Annotated in this window: 23 protein-coding genes; 6 read left to right on the top strand and 17 right to left on the bottom strand. The window is 68.9% G+C overall.

Annotated features, from left to right (window positions below):
- Positions 1 to 22 precede the first annotated feature (22 nt).
- The 12 genes from mnhG to C1746_RS16550 all read right to left on the bottom strand — a co-directional run bounded on the left by mnhG (position 23) and on the right by C1746_RS16550 (position 13,111).
- Positions 23 to 391, bottom strand: a complete 369-nt coding sequence (mnhG, locus tag C1746_RS16605; protein WP_116715888.1) for a monovalent cation/H(+) antiporter subunit G — start codon at positions 389 to 391, stop codon at positions 23 to 25.
- The gene (locus C1746_RS16600; protein ID WP_116715887.1) at positions 388 to 645 is read right to left on the bottom strand and encodes a monovalent cation/H+ antiporter complex subunit F; all 258 of its coding nucleotides are present in this window, start codon (positions 643 to 645) and stop codon (positions 388 to 390) included. Before C1746_RS16600 ends, mnhG begins: the two co-directional genes overlap by 4 nt.
- Positions 645 to 1,148, bottom strand: coding sequence for a Na+/H+ antiporter subunit E (locus C1746_RS16595; protein ID WP_116715886.1), 504 nt, complete (start codon positions 1,146 to 1,148; stop codon positions 645 to 647). The genes C1746_RS16600 and C1746_RS16595 overlap by 1 nt, the downstream gene beginning before the upstream one ends.
- Complete coding sequence (locus C1746_RS16590; RefSeq protein ID WP_116715885.1) at positions 1,145 to 2,635, bottom strand: proton-conducting transporter transmembrane domain-containing protein; 1,491 nt, start codon at positions 2,633 to 2,635, stop codon at positions 1,145 to 1,147. Before C1746_RS16590 ends, C1746_RS16595 begins: the two co-directional genes overlap by 4 nt.
- Positions 2,632 to 2,913, bottom strand: a complete 282-nt coding sequence (locus C1746_RS16585) for a sodium:proton antiporter (protein WP_116715884.1) — start codon at positions 2,911 to 2,913, stop codon at positions 2,632 to 2,634. Before C1746_RS16585 ends, C1746_RS16590 begins: the two co-directional genes overlap by 4 nt.
- Positions 2,910 to 3,341: an MnhB domain-containing protein gene (locus C1746_RS16580; RefSeq protein WP_116715883.1), complete on the bottom strand. Its 432-nt coding sequence runs from the start codon at positions 3,339 to 3,341 to the stop codon at positions 2,910 to 2,912. The genes C1746_RS16585 and C1746_RS16580 overlap by 4 nt, the downstream gene beginning before the upstream one ends.
- Positions 3,338 to 5,524 carry a hydrogen gas-evolving membrane-bound hydrogenase subunit E gene (gene mbhE / locus C1746_RS16575; protein ID WP_162867867.1) on the bottom strand — a complete coding sequence of 729 codons (2,187 nt, stop codon included), beginning with the start codon at positions 5,522 to 5,524 and terminating at the stop codon, positions 3,338 to 3,340. Before mbhE ends, C1746_RS16580 begins: the two co-directional genes overlap by 4 nt.
- A 114-nt stretch (positions 5,525 to 5,638) precedes the next feature.
- Positions 5,639 to 7,135 carry a putative bifunctional diguanylate cyclase/phosphodiesterase gene (locus C1746_RS16570; RefSeq protein ID WP_116715881.1) on the bottom strand — a complete coding sequence of 499 codons (1,497 nt, stop codon included), beginning with the start codon at positions 7,133 to 7,135 and terminating at the stop codon, positions 5,639 to 5,641.
- 113 nt (positions 7,136 to 7,248) lie between these two features.
- Positions 7,249 to 10,092: a translation initiation factor IF-2 gene (infB, locus tag C1746_RS16565; protein ID WP_205711945.1), complete on the bottom strand. Its 2,844-nt coding sequence runs from the start codon at positions 10,090 to 10,092 to the stop codon at positions 7,249 to 7,251.
- Between the two features lie 180 nt (positions 10,093 to 10,272).
- Entirely contained in the window at positions 10,273 to 11,382 is a 1,110-nt protein-coding gene (gene nusA / locus C1746_RS16560) for a transcription termination factor NusA (RefSeq protein ID WP_116715880.1), read from the bottom strand.
- 43 nt (positions 11,383 to 11,425) lie between these two features.
- Positions 11,426 to 11,989: a ribosome maturation factor RimP gene (locus C1746_RS16555; protein ID WP_116715879.1), complete on the bottom strand. Its 564-nt coding sequence runs from the start codon at positions 11,987 to 11,989 to the stop codon at positions 11,426 to 11,428.
- Positions 11,990 to 12,064: 75 nt separating this feature from the next.
- Positions 12,065 to 13,111 (bottom strand): potassium channel family protein, encoded by a 1,047-nt coding sequence (locus C1746_RS16550; RefSeq protein WP_116715878.1) that lies wholly within the window; start codon positions 13,109 to 13,111, stop codon positions 12,065 to 12,067.
- Between the two features lie 27 nt (positions 13,112 to 13,138).
- Here C1746_RS16550 and C1746_RS16545 point away from each other — a divergent pair, with 27 nt between their 5' ends.
- Positions 13,139 to 13,525: an MmcQ/YjbR family DNA-binding protein gene (locus C1746_RS16545; RefSeq protein WP_116715877.1), complete on the top strand. Its 387-nt coding sequence runs from the start codon at positions 13,139 to 13,141 to the stop codon at positions 13,523 to 13,525.
- 62 nt (positions 13,526 to 13,587) lie between these two features.
- Here the strand turns inward: C1746_RS16545 and C1746_RS16540 are convergent, their stop codons facing one another.
- On the bottom strand, positions 13,588 to 14,412 hold the full coding sequence (locus C1746_RS16540) for an inositol monophosphatase family protein (RefSeq protein ID WP_162867866.1): 825 nt from the start codon (positions 14,410 to 14,412) through the stop codon (positions 13,588 to 13,590).
- The gene (gene ispG, locus C1746_RS16535) at positions 14,402 to 15,595 is read right to left on the bottom strand and encodes a flavodoxin-dependent (E)-4-hydroxy-3-methylbut-2-enyl-diphosphate synthase (RefSeq protein ID WP_116715875.1); all 1,194 of its coding nucleotides are present in this window, start codon (positions 15,593 to 15,595) and stop codon (positions 14,402 to 14,404) included. Before ispG ends, C1746_RS16540 begins: the two co-directional genes overlap by 11 nt.
- A 129-nt stretch (positions 15,596 to 15,724) precedes the next feature.
- On the opposite strand from ispG, the gene C1746_RS16530 reads away from it, so the two are divergent.
- The gene (locus C1746_RS16530) at positions 15,725 to 16,405 is read left to right on the top strand and encodes a hypothetical protein (RefSeq protein ID WP_116715874.1); all 681 of its coding nucleotides are present in this window, start codon (positions 15,725 to 15,727) and stop codon (positions 16,403 to 16,405) included.
- Here C1746_RS16530 and C1746_RS16525 read toward each other — a convergent pair.
- Complete coding sequence (locus C1746_RS16525; protein WP_116715873.1) at positions 16,346 to 17,530, bottom strand: M50 family metallopeptidase; 1,185 nt, start codon at positions 17,528 to 17,530, stop codon at positions 16,346 to 16,348. The two genes, C1746_RS16530 and C1746_RS16525, sit on opposite strands and share 60 nt — an antisense overlap.
- 139 nt (positions 17,531 to 17,669) lie before the next feature.
- Between C1746_RS16525 and C1746_RS16520 the strand changes: the two genes are divergently transcribed.
- Genes C1746_RS16520 through C1746_RS16505 form a run of 4 tightly spaced genes read left to right on the top strand, consistent with a single transcriptional unit; the run spans position 17,670 to position 21,173 of the window.
- On the top strand, positions 17,670 to 18,680 hold the full coding sequence (locus C1746_RS16520) for an ABC transporter ATP-binding protein (protein ID WP_116716201.1): 1,011 nt from the start codon (positions 17,670 to 17,672) through the stop codon (positions 18,678 to 18,680).
- A complete protein-coding gene (locus tag C1746_RS16515) occupies positions 18,677 to 19,429 on the top strand; it encodes an ABC transporter permease (protein WP_116715872.1) in 753 nt (250 codons plus the stop codon). Before C1746_RS16520 ends, C1746_RS16515 begins: the two co-directional genes overlap by 4 nt.
- Positions 19,426 to 20,541 carry a sensor histidine kinase gene (locus C1746_RS16510; protein ID WP_116715871.1) on the top strand — a complete coding sequence of 372 codons (1,116 nt, stop codon included), beginning with the start codon at positions 19,426 to 19,428 and terminating at the stop codon, positions 20,539 to 20,541. Before C1746_RS16515 ends, C1746_RS16510 begins: the two co-directional genes overlap by 4 nt.
- Positions 20,542 to 20,552: 11 nt before the next feature.
- On the top strand, positions 20,553 to 21,173 hold the full coding sequence (locus tag C1746_RS16505) for a response regulator transcription factor (RefSeq protein ID WP_205711944.1): 621 nt from the start codon (positions 20,553 to 20,555) through the stop codon (positions 21,171 to 21,173).
- Between the two features lie 93 nt (positions 21,174 to 21,266).
- On the opposite strand, the gene dxr is transcribed toward C1746_RS16505, so the two are convergent.
- Both dxr and rlmN read right to left on the bottom strand, forming a co-directional pair.
- Positions 21,267 to 22,415, bottom strand: a complete 1,149-nt coding sequence (dxr, locus tag C1746_RS16500) for a 1-deoxy-D-xylulose-5-phosphate reductoisomerase (protein WP_116715870.1) — start codon at positions 22,413 to 22,415, stop codon at positions 21,267 to 21,269.
- Positions 22,412 to 23,614 carry a dual-specificity RNA methyltransferase RlmN gene (gene rlmN / locus C1746_RS16495; protein WP_116715869.1) on the bottom strand — a complete coding sequence of 401 codons (1,203 nt, stop codon included), beginning with the start codon at positions 23,612 to 23,614 and terminating at the stop codon, positions 22,412 to 22,414. Before rlmN ends, dxr begins: the two co-directional genes overlap by 4 nt.
- Between the last annotated feature and the right edge of the window lie 11 nt (positions 23,615 to 23,625).

Genomic DNA, 23,625 nt, shown 5'->3' with positions numbered 1-23,625 from the left:
CGTGATGACGTCCGTCCGCCGGCTACTCCTTGAGGGGGAGCCCGTCCTCGGCCGTGATGGGATGGCCCGGGCCGGCGTCGAGGAGTTCCGCAACGTGCGTATCGGGTTCGAGACCGGTTCCCGACTCGAGCGCACCTGCTGCCAGCTTCTGGGTTGCGGCAGGCGTCGTGACCAGCAGGAACACACCGGCGAGGATCAGCTTCGCGGCCCCTCCCCCGCCGATCACCAGGGCGCTGCCGAACAGGACCGGCACGGTCCCGAGCGTGGTGATCGAGCCGGCGACGTGCATGCGGGCATAGGTGTCGGCGAAGCGGTGCAGCCCGATGGAACCGATCAGGCTGACGACCACCCCGAGGCCGACGAGTGTCCAGCCGATGGCATCGATGATCATGACCGGGGTCCTCGACTCTCGAGCCAGATCGCCGCGGTCACGGTGCCCAGGACGCCGAGGAGGGCGACGATGAGGGGGATGTCCTCGAAGTTGGCGTTGCCGGTTGCGGCGGCGTTGATCGCGATGAGGGAGATGAGCCCCCAGAGGGTCACATCGAGCCCGACGACACGATCGGCCAGCCGTCCGGGCCGGAGGACCCGGATGACCGCGAGGACGATGCTGAGGGCAACCACGCCGTAGGCCACGGCCACCATCACTCCGCACCCTCCACCATGGTCGGGTCCGCCACGCGGACGGCCGCGACAGCTGCGCCTTCCAGGCGATGCACCGCGTCTCGCACCGCCTGCGCCGTCGGCATGGACAGCGCGTGGACCGTGAGCAGTGCAGAGCCGTCGTCGCGTCGATCGATGCCCATGGTCATCGTGCCAGGTGTGAGGGTCACCATCAGTCCCACCAGCACGTCAACACCCGGCTTCGCGCGACGCAACTCCACCTCGAGGATGCCCTTCGGGTGGATCGTGCCGATGCCGAGCACCTTGCCGATGACCGAGATGTTCGACAGCAGGACCTCCCAGGTGAGGCGGCCCACCGTCCGAATGGTTCCGCTGGCGCTGATCTGGTACGTCCGACGTCGAAACGGCGACTGCAACACCAGGGCGACGAGCACGCCGGAGATGACGATGCCCGGCGTGATGCGGTCCCACAGCGCGATGTAGAACAGCGCCACGAGCGCGGTGCGCGTCCAACTGCCGATCACGACGGGAGCACCTCACCGATGTAGACACCCGGGTCGAGGAGGTCGGTCGCGGCCTGCTGGCTGTAGGTCAGCAGCGGACCAGCGACCAGCGCCACCACGATGGAGGCGGCGGCCAACCCCGCAACGGCGACGGTCCCTCGTCCGGTGTCCTCAGACACCGCGGGGGCTGGGTCCGGCACGTCACCCCAGAACGCACCCGACCAGATCTTGGCCATCGAGAGCACCGTCAGGAGGGACGTGACGAGGCTGACACCCAGGAGCACCCAGGCTCCTGCCTCGATGCTCGCCGCGACCAGCGCCAACTTCGCCACGAAGCCGGAGAACGGTGGGATGCCGGCCAGGGACAACGCCGGGAGGGCGAACAGGATCGCCAGCACGGGGGCGGTCGCGCGCATCCCGCCGATCTCGGACAGCTTCCCGGAGCCGCCGTCACGCTCGATCATCCCAGCCACCATGAACAGCGTGGTCTTCACCAGGATGTGATGCAGCAGGTAGAAGACCGCGCCGGCCAGCGCAGCCTCCGTCAGCACCGCGAGACCGAAGAGCATGTACCCCACCTGTGAGGTGATGTGGAAGCTGAGGATCCGTCGGACCTCCGTCTGGCCGTAGGCCGCCAGAACGCCGCCGAGCATCGTGGCGCCGGCGATGAAGGCCAGCACCCACGCCTGGGAGTCGCCGGTCAGGCCGAACAGGGTGTGGGTCCGGAACAGCGCGTAGACGCCGAGCTTGGTCAGCAGCCCGGCGAACACCGAGGCGATGGCCGGGTGGGCCTCCCGGTAGGGTCCGGGCAGCCAGCCGAACAGCGGGAAGGCCGCCGCCTTCGTCGCGAAGGTCACGAGCAGCAGCAGACCGATGCCGGTCCGCAGCGGCTCGCCGAGCGTCGGCCACACGGTGGCGATGGCGGCCATGTTGAGCGAGCCGGTCACGGCGTACACCGCTGCGATCGCGATCAGGAACAGTGCGCTCACCAGCACGTTGGTGACGATGTAGAGCAACCCGCTGCGCCCAGCCGGAAGTGGACCGGCGGCCGTCAGCAGCGTGTAGCTGGCCATGAGCGCAACTTCGAACCCGACGAAGAGCGTGAAGAGGTCGCCGCTGGCGAAGGCCAAGGTCAGGCCGCCGCCGAGCGCGACGTGCGCGGCGTGGAAGTTCGGCCAGTTCGACTCCATCCGGTCGGTGCGGATGCCGAACACGTGTGTTGCGAGGACCACCGTTGCGCTGACCAGCATGACCCCGGCGGCCAGGCGGTCAGCCACCAGCGTGATGCCCACCGGAGCCGGCCAGCCGCCGATCTCGGCGATCACCGTGCCGGTCGTGGCCACGTGCCAGAAGAGGATCCCCGCCAGGACGAACGCCGACGCGCTGAACGTGACGCCGGCTATCTGGCGCGCGGACGCACGCCGGGCGACCAACAGGCACAGGCCCAACCCAGCCAACGGAGAGGCGACGGCGAATCCGAGGACGGCCGCAGCTGCGCTGTCGGTCATCGGCGCGCGACCACGGCGAGGAGCAGCACGGTCACACCGAACGAGATGACGATGGCCGTGAGGGAGAGCGCCTGCGGCACGGGGTCGGCGACGGCGGCCGCGGCCTCGTCGGTCACCAGGGGCTCGCGTCCCGACGGTCGTGACCCGACCAGCATCATGATTGCGGAGTGTCCCAGCAACACGGTGCCGAGCACGATCCGCTTGGGGTCGGCGTCGAGGACCAGCCAGATCCCGATGCCGAAGACGACGGCGATGGTGAGGACGACCAGCAGACTCATCGCAGCGCCGCCCGGATCCGGTCCATCACCGCATCGGCCAGGCCGACCACGACCATCGCGACCCCGATGTCGAACAGCAGGATGCTCGACAGCTTGAACGAGCCGATCGGGCCGAGATCGAAGGTGTGCTTCAGTGCCTCCAGCAGCGCCTTTCCGACGACGAGCGGCGCGATCCCCATGACGGCGGCCAGCAGCAACCCCCCGCCGATGAGCGCCTCGGGCTTGGTCATCCGGGTCTGGTACTCCGGGTCGGCGACGGCCAGCAGTGCGATGGCACCGGCGATGAGCAGCCCCGCGATGAAGCCGCCCCCCGGCTCGTCGTGTCCGACCATCAGCAGGTGGATGGCGAAGGCCACAACCAGCGGGAGGATCGGCCCGAAGGAGATCCACAGCCCGGTGTTCGGTCCGGTCTGCCAGGTCTTCCTCATGATTCCTCCGATGGGTCGACGTCGCGACGGCGACCACCGAGTCGAGCAGCGTACAGCTGCTGGTCCGATCGGCTCACGGCCTGGACGATGTCGGGGCCGGCGACGGCGAACAGCCGGATGACGCCGATCGTGGCAATGGTCAACACGGCCACCTCCGCCATCGTGTCGAGGGCCCGGATGTCGGTCAGGATGACGTTGACGATGTTGCGGCCCTCGCCTTCGGGGAGGGCACGGGCGACGATCTCGTCCTGGAGCGTGGTGACACGCCCGACGCTGGTGGTTGCGATCGCCACGGCACCGACGAAGACCGCCGAGCCGATCGCCACCACCGCCCGGACCACGGTCGGCAGGGTCGACCGCGGCGCCCCGTCGACATCGGTCGAGAGGCGGCTGAGAACCAGCAGGAATGCCAGGACGATGATCATCTCGACCAACATCTGCGTGAGCGCGAGGTCCGGCGCCCCACGCGCGAGGAACCACCCCGACAGGCTGAAGCCGACGACCCCGAGGGACAGCACTGCCGCAAACCGCATCCGGATCACCGCGGTGCCGACGGCGCCGATCATCACACCGGCCAGGGCAAACGACTCGACCCAGCCGGTGGTGGTTGGGACGTCGGCCGTGGCGGTGGTCTGGATCAGGAAGGGCACGGTCAGCCCGACAGCCACGGCCATCGTGATCGTGAGGATCCGGGCGAGCCGCTCGATTCCGCTCCGGGTGATCGCCGTCGAGCCGAGCGTGGCCGGCAGGTCGATCAGCCGGTCATAGGGATGTGGCCCCTCACGGAGGTCACCGGTCCAGGCTGGACCGATGCGGTCGAGCACCACACCGCCGGCGATGGCGACCAGCGACAGCAGCAGCGGCAATCCAAGGCCCGGAACGAGCTTGAGGCCCTCCTCCGACACGCCGGCGACGGCCTCCCCGCCGAGCCGTGAGAGGTCATCGAACAGCGGCGCAGCAAGCCCGAGCGCGAGGGCGGTGAACGCAAGCGTTGCCGGCGCCCACAGGAGCGCACCCGACATCGAGGCAATCGTCGGGGTCTCTGCGCTGCCGTCAGATCGGTACAACGTGACGGTGACCCGTGTGGCGTAGGCCATGGTGAGAACCGACCCGAGCACCAGGACCGTGGTCAGGATCGGGTGGCCATCGACGCCGGCGACCAGCCCGCCCTCCTTGGCGACGAAGCCGGCGGTGGGCGGGACGCCAGCCAGGGAGAACAGGCCGATGCCGACACAGGCGGCCACGATCGGCTTGGTCCGGCCGACGCCGACCAGGAACGACATGTCCCGGGTGCCGGAGACCTTCTCGATGCTGCCGGTCATCAGGAACAGCGATGCCTTGGCCGCCGCGTGGGCGATGATCAGGGCGGTCCCCGCAAGCGCAGCCTTGGGGCTGCCGATCTGGAACACCACGATGATCAGACCCAGCTGGCTGATCGTGGAGTAGGCCAGCAGCCGCTTGAGATCGGTCGAGCGAAGCGCGACCCAGCCGCCGTAGAGCACGCTGGCCGTGGCCAGGGTGCTGACCGGGATCTGCCACACCGCCTCGTCGGCGTAGACCGGAGCGAACCGGGCGACGAGGTACACGCCGGCCTTGACCATCGTTGCGGAGTGCAGGTAGGCACTGACCGGCGCGGGTGCCGCCATGGCGCCAGGCAGCCACGAGTGGAACGGGAACTGCGCGGACTTCGTGGCGATCCCGAGGATCACCAGCACGATGCCGGCCTGGGCCAGCCCGTCGTCGGGGGCAGTCGTCAGGATCTCGGACAGCCGCAGGCTGCCCGCGGACTGGGCGAGCATCAGCAGGCCGGTCAGCAGGCCGAGCCCGCCGGCTCCGGTGATGGCGAAGGCGCGCCGGGCGGCCGTTCGCGCGTCGGCGGCCGTGTCCTTGACGGCGATGAGGAGGAACGACAGGACCGACGTGGCCTCCCAGAAGACGAAGAGCGTCACCACGTCGTCGGCCAGGACCAGTCCTGCCATGGCCACGGCGAATGCGCTCAGCAGCCGGAGCAGCCGACCTCGGGTCTGCCCGGAGGCGTAGGCGGCCGCGTGGAGCAGCACCGCGATGCCCACCCCGACGATGAGGGCCAGCATGATGGCTGCCAGCCCGTCAAGCCGTCCGGCGATGGACACGTCGAGGCCTGGCAGCCACTCCCACGACCACTCCAGCGGGTCGGCGTTCACGGCAGTCCTGACGGCAGACGTCGCAGGCACGGGGAAGGCATGAGGGAACTATGCCACGCGTTCCTGGTCACCCCCGCCGAGCGCTGCCGCGACTGGCCGTGGCCTCACTCGTCCCTACGCGGTGCCTCGGAGGCCCACGGTGGCGGTGACCCGAACCGATCCTGGACGTTCGGGCTTGCCGATGAAGTAGCCCTGGATGTGATCGGTTCCGAACTCGATGGCCCGCGCCATGGTCGTGGAGTCCTCGACCCCCTCGACCGTGACCGACAGCCCCAGTGCGTGGGCCAACTCGATGCTGGTTCGGACGATGACCTCATCGCTCTCACTGCGGGTGAGGTTGGCCAGGAAGGCCTGATCGATCTTGAGCGAGTGGATCGGCATCTTCTGGATGTACAGCAGCGAGCTGTACCCGGTGCCGTAGTCGTCCAGCGAGAGGTGGACGCCGATGTCCCGAAGCGCGTGCAGCGTCGGCAGAACGCGGTCGGGTCTGGCGATGACCGCGGTCTCGGTGATCTCGAGGGTCAGCAGTGCCGGCGGGCAGTCGTGCCTGCGAAGGGACTCACCGACCCAGACGGGCAGCCGGTTCTCGGAGATGTCGTGCCCGGACACGTTCACGTGGACGCCGATGTCAAGACCCTCGGAGCGCCACTCGACCACCTGTGCCACCGCCTGGTCGAGCACCAGCCGCATGAGCTGGGCAGTCAGGCCGAGCGACTCGCAGAGGCCCACGAACTCGACCGGTGAGACGTGACCGAACTTGACGTCGTCCCAGCGGGCCAGGGCCTCGACGGCCGTGACACGACCCGCCTCGACACCGTAGATCGGTTGGTAGACCAGGGAGATGTCGCCGACGCGCAGGGCCCGACGAAGACGAGTCGAGAGCTCTGAGCGCCGCAGGGACACCTGACTGTGACCATCGCGCCACACCATCACGGAGCCACCATCGCCGTCTGCCTGCCCTCGAGCCTCCTCAGCCCGCCGCAGCAGGGTCTCGACGACGTCGCCGCTGGTGATCGGCGCCTCCTCGTCATCGACGGCGACGCCGATGCGTGGGGCCAGGCGGACGTCGAGCCGATCCAGTGAAACCGGCTCCAGCAGGGTGTCTCGCAGCCGCTCGGCCAGGGCGGTCACGATGTCGGTGTTGCACGGCACGTGGAGGGAGATCGCCATGTCGTAGACGCCGACGCGCGTGACGACGTCTCCTGTCCTGAGGGTGCGACGCGCCCGTTCGACGGCGACCTGGAGCAGCCGATCTGCCTCGTCGGGTGTAAGCGACACCCCTCGATCGTGGAGCGGGTGGACGCTCATCCTGATCATGGCGGCAGGGGCTGCGGACGGTGGCCCGCCGGGGACTGCACGGGTGGCCGCCAGCACCATCGCGGCGGGGCTCGCCACGGCACCCGACCACGCGGTCGGGCCGTCGGCTCGTGCTGCTGCATCCCGTCGGCGCAGATCCAACGCGACCCCGACGCCTGCGACCCCCAGCACCAGCGTCGCCACTCCCGCGATCCGGTCGCCTCCGGAAGAGCCGGCGATGGCGTCGACCCCGACCACGGCGACGAGCGCCGAGATGAGCATCAGCGCGCGCAGGTGCAGCAGAGGAGACGTCACCGAGAAGGGATCGGCGTGACCACGGGCCGACCTGAGGGAATGTCTGCAACGCCCTAGGACCTGTCGCTGCGGAACGGAACGTCGGACCGCAGCGTCCGGCGTGAGCCCGGAGATCAGTCCCGAGCGATCTCGCGTTCCTCGTAGACCTCGAACTCGTCGCCGACCTTGATGTCCTGGAACTTGTCCAGCCCGACACCACACTCGAAGTTCTCACGGACCTCGGTGACGTCGTCCTTGAACCGCCGCAGTGAGGCGATCGTGTCGTCGGCCACCACGGTGGAGTCGCGGATGACCCTGACCTGGGCATTGCGCTTGAGCGTGCCCTCGGTGACGTAGGACCCGAAGACGAACCCGGCACGCGGCACCTTGAAGATCTCGCGGACCTCCGCACGGCCGACCACGACCTCCTCGAACTCGGGTGCGAGCAGACCCTTGACGGCGTTGGTGATGTCCTCGATCGCCTTGTAGATGATCGAGTACTGCCGGAGGTCGACTCCGGACTCCTCGATCGCCTCGCGGGCGCTCGACTCCGGCCGGACGTTGAAGGCGATGATGATCGCGTCAGACGTCACGGCAAGGTTGACGTCGTCGTTGGTCACCGCACCCACGCCCTTGCGGACGATCCGGGTGCGGACGCCTTCGAGGTCCAGCTTGTCCATCTCGGCCGCGACCGCTTCGACGGTCCCGGACACGTCGCCCTTGATGACGAGGTTGAGCATCGACAGCTGGCCCTCCTGGACCGCGGTGCCAAGGCCCTCCAGCGTCAGGCGCGGACGGTTGGCCAGCTCTTCCTTGCGTGCACGAGAGGCACGGTCCTCGGCGATGTCACGAGCCGTCCGCTCGTCCTCGACGACCCGGAAGTCGTCGCCGGCGTCAGGGACGTCTGACCAGCCGAGCACCTGGACCGGCTTGGCCGGCTCGGCCGTCTCGACCCGCTCGCCGGTGTCGTCGAACATCGCACGGACCTTGCAGCTGGCCACACCCGCGACCAGGTTGTCGCCCACGTTCAGCGTGCCGTTCTGCACCAGCACCGTGGCCACGGCACCACGCCCGCGGTCGAGGTTGGCCTCGATCACGGTCCCCATGGCCTCACGGTCGGGGTTGGCCTTGGTCTCCTCGACATCGGCCTGCAGCAGGATCAGGTCCAGCAGCTCATCGAGGTTCTGGCCGGTCATGGCGGAGACGTCCACGAAGGTCGTCTGGCCACCGAACTCCTCAGCGATGAGTTCGTACTCGGTCAACTGCGTTCGAACACGAACGGGGTCGGCGTTCTCCTTGTCGATCTTGTTGACCGCCACGATCAAGGGGACCTCGGCCTCCTTGATGTGGTCGATCGCCTCGACCGTCTGCGGCTTCACCCCGTCGTCGGCCGCGACGACCAGGATCGCGACATCCGTGACGGAGGCACCACGGGCACGCATCGCGCTGAACGCCTCGTGACCCGGGGTGTCGATGAAGGTGATCTTCCGGCCCTCGCGGGTGACCTGGTAGGCGCCGATGTGCTGGGTGATCCCGCCGGCCTCGCCGGAGACGACGTCGGCGTTGCGGATCGAGTCCAGCAGCAGGGTCTTCCCGTGGTCGACGTGACCCATGACGGTGACCACCGGTGGGCGGTCGACCAGGTCGTCCGGGTCGTCTTCCTCGATCTCGTCGAAGAAGAGGTCGTCGGCCTCGATGAAGTTGATCTCGGCGTCCATCTCGGCCGCGACGAGCTCGATGAGGTCGTTCGACATCGTCTGGGTCACCGTGATCATCTCGCCCATGCGGAACAGCACACCGACGATGGAGGCCGGGCTGACGCCGATGGCCTTGGCGAACTCGTTGACGGTGATGCCGGGCACGATGTCCACCGGACCTTCCACGGCGGCCTTGACGGCCTCCTTCTGCTTGCGGCCGCGACGGGGGCGGTTGTCACGCTCGAACTGCTCCTGCGGGGAGAGCTCGCCGCGACGGCCCTTGCGACCCTTGCCGCGACCGGGGGCACCACCGGGACGACCACCGCCGGGACGACCGGGGCCGCCGCCAGGGCGACCAGGTGCGCCACCGGGGCGGCTCGGACCGCCCTTGGGTGCTGCCTTGAGTGGTGGTGGGATGGACCGCTTCCCGTCGCCCTCCTGCGGCAGCTTGGTCTCGACGCGACGCCGTGGTTCGACGGCCGCGCCACGCAGCATGCGGGCCGGGATGGTGGACTCGCCGGGGCGTGGCGGACCGCTGGTCGCGGTGCCAGGGGCCACCGTCGCTTCGCCCTCCGTCTCCTCGGTCTCCTGTGGCGCTCGAGCAGCGGGGCGTTCCTGAGGCTTCTCGTTGGGCCGGTAGACCACACCCTGGCGGGCGATGGCCGCAGCCTGACGCGGGTCGAGCGGCTTGCCGACCGGCGAGGGCGTGGGCGTCGGCGCTGCGCTCTCGCCGGTGCTGGCCGCCGCCGGACGCGCCGGGCTGTCGGCCGGACGAGCTGGTGGGGTTGCCGGACGAGCCGGCGGCGGACCGGCGGGCCGATCCGGTGCTCCGCTCGGTGGCGGGGTGGACGCAGGGCGTGGGGACGCGGCCTCGCCGCCGACGGTGGCGGACCCACCGTCGGACGGCTTGAAGGCCTGGACCGGAGGGCGGAGGGCCCGGGCCGGCGCGGCAGCGGGCTGCTCGCTCTCCTCGGACTCCTGGGCCTTGCGCAGGTGCGGCGGCAGGATGCGGTTGGCCGTCCGCTCCTTCGGCTTGGCCTCGTTCATGGCCCGCTCGTACTCCTCGGCCTCCTTGCGGGCACGCTCGAGCTCGGCCTGCTCGCGCTCTTCCTTGGCCTTGCCCAAGCTCTCCCGGAAGCGCAGCGCGTCACCCTGCGACACCGACGAGGAGTGCGATTTCGCCGCAATGTCCATGTCGCCAAGGCGTTCCAGGACCTCTTTGTTGGACAGGCCTGTTTCCTTGGCGAGTTCGTAAACGCGGACCTTACTCAGTGGGACCACTCCTGGGTCGTGGGATCTGTGACGCCGGGGCGTCGCTTGCGATGGGACGGCTGTGACGACGAACTGTCGGCGAGCCTCTGCCGGCGTCAGACGGTCGGCGTCGTGGCCAACCTCTATCGGGAAGATGTCTGCCGCCGGCGGACCGGCACTATGCGTTCTTGTCGTGGGCGACCCTCAACCCTACTCCGGGGCTGGCGGTGCTGCTTCTGCGGTCTCGGCCGCGGCGGACCCGTCGTCCGACCCGGCGTCCGGCTCGCCGATTGGGTTGCCGAACTCGTCGATCTCACCCCGGTCGAGTGCCTCCTGGAAGGCCTGCTGCTCCTCCGCGAACTGCGTCTCGGACTTGATGTCGATGCGCCAACGGGTCAACCGCGCCGCGAGGCGGGCGTTCTGACCCTCGCGACCGATCGCCAGCGAGAGCTGATAGTCGGGCACCACGACCAGGGCCGTCTGGTCCTCCGGGTACAGGTACACCTCGCTGACCTTGGAGGGGCTGAGGGCGTTGGCCACCAGCTGGGCCGGCTCCTCCGACCACGTGACGATGTCGATCTTCTCCTGGTTGAGCGACTCGACGATCGAGCGGACCCGGGAGCCGCGCGGACCGACGCAGGCGCCGACCGGGTCGACGTTGGGATCGTTGGTCGCCACCGCGATCTTGGTACGGTAGCCGGCTTCACGAGCGACACCGCGGATCTCGATCGTCCCGGCTTCGATCTCGGGCACCTCCAGGCGGAAGAGGCTCGCCACGAGGTCCGGATGGGACCGGCTGACGATGATCTGGGGACCCTTCATGGACTTGCGGACCTCGGTCACGATGGCCCGCATGCGGCTGCCGTGTTCGTACCGCTCCGAGGGAACCTGCTCGGCGACGGGCAGCACGGCCTCGGCGTTGCCGAGGTCCAGCACCACGACGCGGTTGTCGTGGATCTGGATGGTGCCGGTGACGAGGTCGCCGTTCTTGCCGGAGTACTCGCCATAGGTCAGCTCGCGCTCCGCCTCGCGCAGGCGCTGGGTCAGGACCTGCTTCACGGTCTGGGCGATCATCCGACCGCCGGCATCGGCGGGGGTGTCGACCCACTCGTCGATCACGTTGCCCTCCTCGTCCAGCCGCTGGGCGAAGACGGTGACCTCGCCGCTGGAGCGGTCGATGACGACACGGGCCTCCTCGGCGTCGGCGTTGGAGCGCTTGTAGGCGTTGGCGAGCGCCCCCTCCATGGCGTCGAGAACGGTCTCGAAGGACAGGTTCTTCTCGCGCGCGATGGCCTCGAGCGCGGCGATTTCGACATTCATGAGAGTCCTTCCTGCTGTGGGTTCAGGAGGTGGGATGAGGTCATCACCAGCGCACCTCCTGCTTGGCCGAGAGGATGTGGTCGTAGGCCACCGTGTGAGCCTCGCCAGCGGAATCGGTGATCTGGACCGCATCGCTGCCGGCGGGTCCGACGGTGCCGCGCACCTCACCGGTCTGTCGGCCGTCCTGCCCCAGGCGGACGTGGACGGTCCGTCCCTCCACCCGGTCGAAGGAGGCCTGGTCGGACAGCGGCCAGTCGATGCCTGGGGACGTGACCTCCAGGGTGTACCGGTCATCCGTGGGGTCGTCGGTGTCGAGTTGCTTGCTGAGCGCCTTGGCCAGCTGTCGGCACGCATCCAGCGTCACGCCGCCCTTGCGGTCCACGATCACCTGGACGCGCTGCCGGGGGCCGGTCCCCTTCACCACCACGTCGAGGACGTCCAGATCCCCGTCCTCGGCAAGCGGGCGCGCCAGCCGTTCGACGGCGTCGGCGAGGTCGGCCATGACGGTGCTCCCTTCGGATGTAGTGGGGTGGACGGGCGGTGCGTCGGGCTCCGCGTTGAAGTTGTCCAGCTCCGAAGAGAGCCCGGTCGCTCGCGCGACCAGCATTTGCGGAAGCCTAGCAGCGCTGGTCGTCGCGGTCAGACAAGCCCGATCCGCCTTTGCCACCGAACCGCAGCGAGCTCAGCCGAGTTGCCGCTGGATGCGGCTGAGCTCCTCCTGCGCGCCGATCACCACCAGCACGTCGCCGGCCTGGAGCGCCACCATCGGATCCGGGCGCGTGGTCGGGCGGTCCTTGCCAGCCCGGCGGATGGCAACCACGTTGGCACCGTACTTGTCCCGCAGCCCGGCGTTCGCCAGCGTCCGACCGACCAAGGGTGAGCGCTCCGACAGCGTCACCTCCTCGAGGACCAGGTCGATGTCGGAGGAGTGCGTGACGATGTCGAGGAAGTCGACGACCTCAGGCTTGGTGAGCAGCGCCGCGATGCGACGACCACCGATCTCGGTCGGGGCGATGACCCGGTCGGCTCCGGCCTGCTGTGCCTTCGTGACGTTCCGCGTGTTCTTGATCCGCACGACGATGAACAGCTCAGGTCGCATGATCTTGGCCGTCAGGGCGATCAGGACGTTCTCGGCGTCGTCGTCGGTGCAGACCGCAAGCCCGGTTGCACGGGCGATCTGGGCTCGCTCCAGGACCCGCTCGTCGGTGGCGTCCCCGACGATGTGGGCGACGCCGGTCCCAACGACGCTCTCCAGTCGGTTCTCGTCGGTGTCGATCACGATGTGCTGGCGACCGGCTTGTCTCAGGTCCTCCGAGACCTGCAGGCCCACCCGACCGAACCCGCAGATGATCATGTGGGCGTCCAGCTCGGCCAGTTCGCGTTCCATACGGCGTCTCCCGACGAGATCCAGCAGGTGACCCTCGACGAAGAACTCGATGAGGGTGATGGTGAGGAAGGTGAATGAGCCGACTCCGAGCAGGATCACCCCACTGGTCAGCACCCGACCGGTGGCGTCCAGCGTGATCGTCTCGTCGAACCCGACTGCGAAGATCGTGATGATCGTGAAGTAGCTGGCCTCGGCCAGGCTGGCGTCCTGGGTCGTGACGTAGCCGACGATGCCGCCGATGACCACGAACACGAAGAAGGTGCCGGCGAAGGCCAGACGCCGGGTGACGGGTAGTCGCCCGACGTGGACCCGGTCGGGTCCGGGATCGCTGAAGCTGCTCATCCGGTACCGCAGCGTACGGTCGGGGCCATGGCCCACACCCCCATGTTCGACGACGACGACCCGATGCTGCTGCAGGTCCGGGCGTTGGCCGCGGAGTTCCCTGGCGCCGCGGAGAAGACCTCACACGGCCGACCGGCCTTCTACACCAAGAAGGTCTTTGCGTACTACGGCGGGTCCCTGAAGGTCGACGGCGAGTGGGTGCAGCACCCGCAGTCGCTGGTGCTGAAGTCGGATCCGGAGGACCGCCTGGCGCTCCTCGATGATCCCAGGACCTACACGCCGGCCTACCTCGGACCCTCGGGTTGGATCGGAATCGACCTCGAGGCGCACGCCGACTGGGCGGAGGTGCGGGAGCTGCTGGACGCCTCCTACCGGCTGACCGCGCCGGCCCGGCTCATCGCAGAGTTGGAGTAGCCGGCTCGGACGCACGGGTTGGGCCGCGTCACGGGTTGGGCCGAGTCGCGGGTTGGGCCGCGTCACGGGTTCGGCAAGGCGCCGTGGTCCGCGAGGATCGTCCGAAGCTCGGCGTGGACACCAGGTGGGCTGGCGACGTAGACCGTTGCAGGGCCCGTCGCCTCCTCCCCCTCGAGCGTCGTGACGGTCACCCCCGCCTCACGGGCGATGATCAGCCCGGCGGCCACATCCCACGCGTTCATCCCGCCCGCCATGCTCGCGTCGATCGTCCCCTCGGCCATGCAGGTGAGATCCGCCACCGAGCAGCCCTGCATCCGGGTACCCAGCGTCCGGCGCGTCAGCGCGCGAAAGCCCGCCATCATCGCGGCGTCCCCGCCGAAGTGCTGCGATCCGGTGCCGGTGATCGCGTAGGTGACCAGGGTGCGACCGAGGTCCGTGGTGTCCTGACAGCGGATCGGGACGCCGTTGCGGGTGGCGCCGAGCCCACGTGCCGCCGTGAAGACGCTCCCGGTGGCGGGGAGGATCACGACGCCGAGGAGCAACTCGTCGTCGCCGTCGGCCAGGCCGATGCTGATCCCCCAGGTCGGCAGACCCTTGAGGAAGTTGGTCGTGCCATCGATCGGGTCGACGTACCAGCGCCGCTGCCCCGGCTTCGGCGTCCGACCCGCACCGGTGCCCTCCTCGCCGATCACGAGGTCATCCGGGAACGAACACGCCAGACGGTCGGCGATCAGCGACTCGGTCTCTCGATCGGCGACGGAGACCAGGTCGCCCGGGTCCTTCTCGATCCATTCGACGCCGCGGTGGAACCAGGACAGCGCGAGCTCTGCTGCGTCCCGCCCGATCCGGGTCGCCGTGGCGAGTTCGGCCTGGAGATCAGGAGACAACGGCTGGCTCGCCCTCGCCACGCTCGGCCCGGATCTCCTCGGCCATCTCGTTGGCGAAGTGAACCAGGGTCTCCACGATCTCGTCCTCCCCGACCGTGAACAGGACCTCGCCCTTCTTCAGGATCTGGCCCTTGCCCTTGCCGGCCGCCACCCCCAGGTCGGCTTCACGCGCCTCGCCGGGGCCGTTGACCACACAGCCCATGACGGCGACGCGAAGCGGGACGTCGATGCCTTCGAGCCCCTTCTGGACGCTCTCCGCCAGGGTGTAGACGTCGACCTCGGCACGGCCGCACGAGGGGCAGGACACGACATCGAGGCCGCGTTCCCGCAGATGGAGAGCCTCGAGCATGGTGATGCCGGCTTTGACCTCCTCGACGGGGTCGGCGGACAGGGAGACCCTGATGGTGTCGCCGATCCCCTCGCTCAGCAGCGCACCGATGCCCACCGCCGACTTGATCGTGCCCGTGCCCATCGGGCCGGCCTCGGTCACACCGAGGTGGAGCGGGTAGTCGGTCCTCTCGCTGAGCAGCCGATAGGTCTGGATCATGGTCCAGGGGTCGGAGTGCTTGACGGAGATGGCGATGTCGGTGAAGTCGACGTCCTCGAGGATCTTCACCTCGTCGAGTGCCGACTCGACCAGGGCCTCCGGCGTGACACCGCCGTGCTTCACGACGAGGCGCTTCTCCAGCGACCCGCCGTTGACACCGATGCGGATGGGGATGCCGGCCGCCTTGGCCGCGTCGCCGATGACCTTCACCTTCGAGGTGTCGCCGGCCTTGTGGATGTTGCCCGGGTTGATGCGGACCTTGGCCACGCCTGCCTCGATGGCCTGCATGGCGTACTTCCACTGGAAGTGGATGTCGCTGACCACGGGCACCGTCGACTGCTTGGCGATCGTGGAGAGGGCGTCGGCGTCCTCCTGCCGCGGAACGGCGACGCGGACGATGTCGACGCCAGCCGCGTTCATGGCCGCGATCTGCTGCAGGGTGGCGTTGACGTCGTGGGTCGGCGTCGTGGTCATCGTCTGCACGCTGATCGGGGCGCCACCACCGACCTTCACGCCTCCGACATCGATCTGTCGGGTCTCACGCCGGACCGGGGGCTCCTGGTGCGGAGCCGTCTCGGGCGTCGTCGGGAGGATCGGGAGTGACTTCTTGCCGGATTTGGTCGGAGTCTGCGACATCAGGCAAAAGGCTACCCAGCACCGCTGCGAGCAAGACGTGCACGGGTCGGCCGTTGGTGTACCGCAGCCTGTCCACAGGCTGTGCGCTGAGCGCACGTTCTTGGCTGCCCGATGCGCCACCGTGACCCCATGACCGCACCAGGACCGTTCTCTGACATCCACGACCCGATACCGCGGTGGGACACCCAGTCCGACCTGCTCACCAGCCTCGCCGTCCACGATCTCGAGCAGGGTGGCGAGGTCAAGCCGTCGTGTGTCGCCTTCCAAGGCGAGCAGGCGGTGTTCCTGACCACCCTCCGCCCCTTCACGACCGGCGGCCACCATCGTCCGGTGCTGGAGGTGCTCGCCGTGGCGGCCGGCCTGGGCGCGGACCGCCTGATGATCTCGCTCGCGGGTCGCGCGTGGTCGCTCGAGGATCCCATTCCGCCGGTCAGCGAGGATGGTGACCTGCGCCAGCCGGTCCTGACCATCCACTCCGTCGACGGCAGCACGACCCCGCCCCTGTCACTCAACCGACTTCGGGCCTACGACCGAACCGAGACCGGCGAGGTCCGGCTGGGTGAGATGATCTGCGAGGTGAACGCGCTCGGGTTCATCCCGAGCGCACTGGCGGTGGCCGCCAGCGAGGCGACCCCGGTGCCGGTGCCCGGTACGGATCAGGCTGCGGCGCTGATCACGCAGATCTCCCGCTGCGAGCGGCTGGGTCATCGCTTCGCGTGGTCAACAGACACCGCCGCCTACCTGGACGTGCTACTGGACCAGTTCCGAGGCCGGGGAGGTGATGTCGAGGTACAGCGCTGCACTGGTTAGGACCAGGAAGAACGCGATGACCGCAAGCGCCACCGGTGTGACGATGCTGGGGTTGAGGTGGAACTTGGGTCGGGCCTTCGCGGCCCCGCGCAGTCGACGGGCACCGTTCACGGCCTCCTCGATGAACATGACCGCGACGTGGCCACCATCCAACGGCGGCAGCGGGAGCATGTTGAGTATCCCGAGCACGAGGTTCAGCTGGGCCAGCACGACCAGCACCGCGAAGATCTCGCCGCGGTTGCCGAACTCGCTGACGATCTGGCCAGCTCCGACCAAGGAGGTCACCGACTCCTCCTCGCGTGGCGCATCCTCATCCAGAGAACCGAAGAAGCGGCCCAGCCCCTCCAGGCTGAACACCTGTGTCAGCCCCTCGACCGTGGTGGTCGTCAAGAACGCAAACGAGTAGTTCTGGCCTGTACCGACCAACGCCTCGGAGGCCGAGGGGGCGAAGACGATGCGGGTTGCGTCGGCCACACCGAAGGCGCGCTGCTCGACCTCGGGGGACACGCCGAGAAAGCCGAAGCCCGCACGATCCGGGTTGGGGTGGGGAACGTCGAGGGTGACCTCCACCGTCCGCTCGCTGCCGCCACCGGCGATCGTCAGCGTCAGCGTGTCGCCGAAGCGGTCGGCCACTGCGGCACTGATGGCGTCGAACGTCGGTGTGGCCTCACCATCGACGGCAACGATCTCCTCCCCCGCCTCCAGACCGGCTGCCTCCGCCGGGCTGGCCTCCGACACCTGGCTGACGCCGTTGGTCAGCACGTCCACGCCGACGAAGGCCAGACCGCCGAGGAGGAACAGGATCGCGAGGATCACGTGGATGACCGAGCCGGAGACCAGCACGATGAACCGCTTCCAGGGTGCGTACTGGTAGAAGAGCCTGCCGTCGTCCGCCGGGTCCGTGTCCTCCCACGGGGTCATGCCGATGATCTTCACGAACCCGCCGGCTGGGATCCACTTGACCCCGTACTCGGTCTCCCCGCGCTGCGTCGACCAGATCGTGGGTCCGAAGCCGACGAAGAACTGGCTGGCCTTCATGCCGAAGGCCTTGGCCGTGGCGAAGTGACCCAACTCGTGCAGCACGATCGCACCCACGATCACGATGACGAAGAGTGCGACGAACATGTTGGCTCAAGGGTGCCGCGCCCCGGGGGGCTGTGCAGATCACGACTGAACCAGATGACACCCCAGATGACATCTGTCACGCGCAGGTCCTGACAAGCGGCACTACCGGAGTGGTCGGCTGAGGGTCACGGTGATCCACATGACCACCAGAGCAAGCACCACCAGCAGCACCCAACGACCCGCGCAAGCCCTGCCCTGCATCGCCCACGGCGTGACCTTCACCTACCCCGGCACCCACCCGAGCGCGGCCAGGCCGGCACTCGCCGGCGCGGACCTCCAGGTCGGCCCGGGTGAGATCGTGGCGCTGCTGGGCCCCAATGGCGCCGGCAAGACCACGCTGGTCGACTGCATCACTGGCCTCCGCGCGCCCGACCACGGCTCGGTCCGTGTAGGAGGTGGCGACCCGCGCGACCAGGCGACACGCCGGGCGCTCGGTGTCGTGCAGCAGACCGCAGGCTTTCCACGACACCTGACCGTCAGCGAGATCGTCGGTGGTGAGGCGGTCCGACATGGCGTTCCGGCGCCACGCGCGGCCGCAGTCCTGGACGAGCTCGACATCCGCGACCTGGCGTCCCGCCGCACCAAGGAGCTGTCGGGTGGACAGCAGCAGCGTGTCTGGCTGGCTCGGGCGCTGGTGACCCAGCCCGTCCTGTTGGTCCTGGACGAGCCCACGGTTGGTCTGGACTCGAGCACGCGCCGCCAGTTCTGGAACGACCTGCAGGTCCGACGAGACCAGGGCATGGCGATCTTGATGACCACCCACCTCATGGACGAGGCCGGGGCCATGGCCGACCGGGTCGTTGTCATCGCCGACGGCCGGATCGTGGCCGACGAGACACCGCGACGGCTCACGGGCCGGCTGCCCAACCGCACGGTCACGCTCTCCACGACGCTGTCCATCGACCGGGTCCGCCGGCTCCACGGAGTCGTGTCCTGCAGGGCCGACGGCGACCTCCTGACCATCGTCACCAGCCATCCCGAGGACCTTCTCCGACAGCTGTTCGAGCAGGATTCGCAGATCACCGATCTGCGGGTCGAGACCGCGAGCCTCGACGAGGCCGTCGCCGCCATCTCCACCGGCATGCCGACCACGCCACCCACCACTTCCACCACCATCACATCCCCCATGGAACTGGAGCACATCCGATGACCGCCCTCGCCCCCATCGCCCGCGTCGAGATCCGCGACGAGATGCTCGGCATCATCCGCGAACCCGCCGCAATCCTCTTCTCGATCGTCATGCCCGTGGCCTTCTTCGCCCTGTTCGTCGGACTCTTCGGCACCGAGCAGGCCGCCGACCAGGCGGTGCCGACCGGCACGCTGATGCTGGCGACCTTCGGGACCTACGGCGTGCTCGGCGCCGGCATGCTCTCGCCCGGCATCAGCCTGGCCGAGTCCCGGGAGGCCGGCTGGTTGCGCGTCCAACGAGTGTCCCCCGTTCCCCTCCCCCTGATCCTGGGCGCCAAGGTCGTGGCCGCCTTTCCCTACTGCGTCGGCATCCTCGGTGCGATGACGCTCACCGCAGGGGTCATGGGCGTGCTGGAGATCGGGATCCTGGAGTGGCTGGCACTCGTTGCGCTCATGGTGGTCAGCGTCATCCCCTTCGCGCTCATCGGGATGGCCGTCGGTGCACAGGCGTCGGGCAACGCAACGACCGCGATACTCAACGCCATCATCATGCCGATGGCCATCGCCTCGGGCTTGTGGTTCCCACTCGAGATGATGCCCGAGTGGGTCGCGCAGATCGCTCCGGTGTGGCCGACCTACCACCTCTCCCAGCTGGCACTGGGCGTCATCGACGCCGGCCCGCTCCGGCTGGGCAACGCCGTCGCGCTGCTCGGCTTCGCGACCGTCGCCGCCCTCGTCGCAGCGGTGTCATACCGTCGGGCACGGATATGAGCTCGGACCTGAACATCGCCACGGCATCCGCTCGGACCCGCCTTCGCCAGTACCTGGCGAGGCCGGGGACGGAGTGGCTGTACCTGTTCTTCCTCTCCAACCTGGTCTGGCAGCCGGCGTTCGACCCGGACGCGGGCCTGGTGCAGTGGTTGCTCGTCATCGGGGTCATCGCCGCCTTCGTGCCCCTGTGGCTGGTCCTGTACCAGCCGGACTCGAGTCGTCGCCACGGGGCCATGGTCGCTCTGACGCTGCTGGGTACAGCCGCGACCGTCGTCAACGTCGGTGCCGCGGTCTGTCTGGTCTACGTGGCGGCAGCCGCGGGATCTGAATCCGATCGCGGGCGCGCGTTCCGCTGGTGGTTGGTGCTGACGGGACTGCTGCTGACTCTCGCAGTGGTCTCGGCCGTGCCGTTCCCGTTTCGCCTGTACGGCATCCTGCCACCTCTGATCCTGATCTGGACCATCGGCGTGTCGGTCCAGGGCGAGGCGGAGCGGCAACGGCAGGCCGAGGAGCAGCGCATCGCAGCGATCCGGGCGGAGCACCTGGCGACCGCGTCCGAGCGTGAGCGGATCGCGCGAGACCTGCACGACATGCTGGGTCAGAGCCTGACGGGACTGGTGGTGCAGGCCCAGCTGGTGCGGAGCACGGTCGCCAGCGACCCCCAGGCTGCTGCCCGTGCGGCGGCTGCGGTGGAGGAGGACGCACGCACCGCTCTGGTCCAGGTGCGGCAGGCCGTCTCGGGTCTGAGTGAGCTGTCCTTGGCTGAGGAGGTGTCCCGGGCCGAGGACAGCCTCGCGGCAGCGGGTGTCGTGGCCGAGGTCACCGTCCCCCCCGACGTCCGCCCGGATCCGATGCTGGAGCGCACCCTGGCACTCGCCTTGCGTGAGGCGGTCACCAACGTGATCCGTCACGCCGATGCTCAGCGTTGCCGAATCACCCTGGACGAAGCCGGCGCCACCTATCGGCTGGAGGTGGCCGACGACGGCGTCGGCTCGACCGAGCCCGACGGCAACGGGCTGCGAGGACTACGGGAGCGCATAGCCGCCGTCGGTGGCAGCGTCGAGCGACGTCAGCGAGCTGGCACCACGCTGATCGTGGCTGTCCCCGCGTGACGGCGACGCCGGTGGGACCCGACAACTCCCCGGTCCGCGTCGTCCTGGCCGAGGACCAGGCCATGATCCGGGACGCCTTCGCCCAGCTCCTGGGGCTCCAGCCGGGAATCGACGTCGTGGCCACGGTGGCTGACGGCCACGCTGCCATGGCTGCGATCGCACACCATGAACCGGACATCGTGCTGACCGACATCGAGATGCCGGGTGCAACGGGTCTGGACCTTGCCGAGCGGATCCAGCAGCAGGAGCTCGACTGCCGCGTGGTCATCGTCACGACCTTCCAGCGGCCCGGCTATCTGCGGCGAGCGTTGGCCGCCGGCGTCGCGGGCTATGTGCTGAAGGCGGCACCGATCGAGGACCTGGTGCAGGCCCTGCGCACCGTCCGCGACGGAGGCCGTGTGATCGACCCAGAGCTGGCCGTCCAGGCGTGGGAGGCGACGGTGGAGCTGACCGACCGCGAGCGCGACGTCCTCCGGGCGGTCGAGAGGGGCCTGTCCGGTCGTGAGATCGCCGCGGACTTGCACCTGGCCGAGGGAACCGTGCGCAACTACCTCTCGGAGGCGTGCACCAAGCTCGCTGTGTCGTCCCGAGCCCAGGCGGCCACCAAGGCCCGCAACCTGGGCTTGCTTTGACGACCCGACGAGCCGAACGTGTCGGGCCCGCCAGGGTGTGTCAGGTTCGCGCGACAGGCCGCTCATGGGCGACACACCGGCTGGCAGCCCGGTCTAGGCGCGGCGGGTGATGTGTGCTCGGGCGGTGGTCCGTGCTTCGTCGATGACTTGACGGACGTGCTCCAGGCTCTCGATCGGCTCGGCCTGGTGGACCTCGAGGGTGTCCCCGACGACGTCCGCGATGCCGAGGAAGGACAGCCGCCCGTCGAGGAAGGCGGCAACCGCCGCTTCGTTCGCGGCGTTGAAGACAGCGGGTGCGGTGCCACCGGCCCGACCGGCCTGGCGGGCCAGCTGGACCATGGGGAAGGTGTCGTGGTCCAGTGGCTCGAAGGTCATCTGGACCGCGGAGCCCCAGTCCATCCGCGTCGGTGCGAAGTCAAGACGTTCGGGCCAGGTCAGCGCCAACTGGATGGGTAGCCGCATGTCAGGCGGGCTCAGCTTGGCGATGGTCGCCCCATCGGTGAACTCAACCATCGAGTGCACGATCGACTGTGGGTGGACGACCACGTCGATGTCGTCGAAGTCGATGTCGAAGAGCAGGTGCGCCTCGATGACCTCGAGGCCCTTGTTGGCGAGGGTCGCGGAGTTGATGGTGATGGCCGGGCCCATGTCCCAGGTCGGGTGGTTGAGGGCGTCGGCGACCGTCACGGTCGCCAGGTCGGCCCGATCGCGGCCGCGGAACGGTCCGCCGGATGCCGTGAGGACGAGCCGCCCGACATCCCGGGCCTGCTCACCCCGCAGGCACTGCGCGATCGCGGAGTGTTCGGAGTCGACGGGCACGATCTGATCAGCGCGTTGCCGGGCCTCGCGGACCAGGTCGCCGCCCACGATCAGCGACTCCTTGTTCGCCAGGGCCAGCTGGCTGCCGGCGTGCAGCGCCGCCAACGTCGGCTCGAGGCCGCGGCCACCGTCGATGCCGTTGATGACGACGTCGGCCCCCGAGCCGGCGATGTCTGCGGCGGCACCGGCCCCGACGCAGACCTCGACGTCGGGGAGCGCCTCGCGCACACGACCGGCCAGGTCGTCATCAGCGACGCCGATGAGTCGGGCACCGGTGTTCTTGGCCTGTTGGATGATGTCGTCCCGGCGACCACAGGCGAGCGCGACGACCTCGAACCGGTCGGGGTGGTGGCTGATGACGTCGAGGGTCTGCGTTCCGATGGAGCCGGTGGACCCGACGATGGCGACGGTGCGGCGGCTCATCGCTGTGCGATTCGGTCGGCGGCGCCCACGGCCGCAGGCAGCATGCGGCCGCTGGCCATCTGGTAGTTGGCGTACAACTGCCCACAGGCGGCGTCGATGTCGTTGCCGCGATTGGCGCGGATGGTGGTCGAGATGCCACCGTCGTCGAGGACCCGGGCGAAGGCCCGCTGGTCGCTGATCGAGGGAGCGGTCCACGGGACGGCAGGGGTCGGGTTCATCGGTATCAGGTTGACGTGGGCCGAGCCGCTCGGCATGTGGGTGGCCAGCAACTGTCGGAGCGAGGCTGCCTGCTCGAGCGTGGTGTTGACGCCGTCGATCATCACGTACTCGAAGCTGACCCGTCGGCCCGTGGACTGCAGGTAGTGGCGTGCGGCGCCGAAGACCTCGGCAAGCGGGTGTTGCCGGTTGGCCGGGACGAGATCGTCGCGAAGGTCGTCGTCGGGAGCGTGCAGGCTGATCGCCAGCGTGATCGGGAGGTCGAGCTCGGCGAGCTTGACGATGCCGGGCACCAGCCCGATGGTCGACACGGTGATGGACCGTGCGGACAGCCCGAATGGGCCGTGGAGCCACCGGACGGCCTCCAGCGTCACATCGAGGTTCGCGAGCGGCTCACCCATCCCCATGAACACCACGTTGGTGACGTAGTCGGGCACACCGTCGGGGAGCCCAGCTGATCCCAGCTCACCGGCACCATCGGAGCCAGCGAGGAGCCGTTGCATCACGGTGACCTGTCGCACGGTCTCACCGACGGTCAGCTGCCGTCTGAACCCTGCCTGGCCGGTGGCGCAGAAGGGACAACCCATGGCACAGCCGGCCTGGGTGGAGATGCAGACCGTCGCTCGCCCAGCGCGCGCCGTTGATCCAGCTCGGGCGGAGCGGTCACCCGTGGCCGGGTACAGCATCAGGACGCTCTCGACCGCCTCGGCAGCGCCAGCGGTCCCGCACTCGAGCAGCACCTTCCTGGTGAGTCCGCCGTCCGACTCGCTGACCTTGAGCACGCGGGGTCGCGCTGGCATCTGCTCGGCCAGCCGCGCCCGCAGATCCTTGGACAGGTTGGTCATCTCGGCTGGATCGTCGATGCCCTTGGCCAGCCACTCCGCCACCTGGTCACGGCGGTAGGCCGGTTCGTCGGCCAGCAACTGCGCCAGGCCGTCCGGGGTGTAGGGGTCGGGTTGCACGGACTCAGTGTGGGTTGCCATCGGCGAACTCG

Source organism: Euzebya tangerina (assembly GCF_003074135.1).
GTDB lineage: Bacteria > Actinomycetota > Nitriliruptoria > Euzebyales > Euzebyaceae > Euzebya > Euzebya tangerina.
This window is presented reverse-complemented; position numbering and strand designations above follow the sequence as displayed.